The following is a 323-nucleotide window of genomic DNA, read 5'->3' on the forward strand; positions in this document are numbered from 1 at the left end:
GCGATTTGTTCGAACCTGCCGCGAGCTTGGAATCGAAACGACTGTTGCCTACCCGGTTGAAGACATGGGAGCGCCGTACGTAATGGCTGCGAATCAGCGCATTCCTCTGCAGGCTCGCACGCCATCCGAAGCGATCCCCGAAGTCATCGCTGCAGCGAGGTTCGCCCAGGCGGACGCGATCGCGCCAGGATACGGCCCGCTTGCGGAAAACGCTGAGTTTGCCGAACTCTGCGCTGCAGAGGGTTTTGTCTTTGTCGGCCCCAATGCGAACGCAATCCGTCTCTCGGGCGACAAGTTACAGGCCAAGACGGCAGCTGAACAGG

1 protein-coding gene is annotated in these 323 nt (G+C 60.4%); it reads left to right on the forward strand.

The genetic code is table 11. The features are described from left to right. Positions 1-31: 31 nt before the first annotated feature. A partial coding sequence (locus SB659_RS19250; protein ID WP_410551551.1) for a biotin carboxylase N-terminal domain-containing protein occupies positions 32-323 on the forward strand: 292 nt, incomplete at its 3' end.

This window comes from Arthrobacter sp. SIMBA_036, from assembly GCF_046535135.1.
GTDB lineage: Bacteria > Actinomycetota > Actinomycetes > Actinomycetales > Micrococcaceae > Arthrobacter.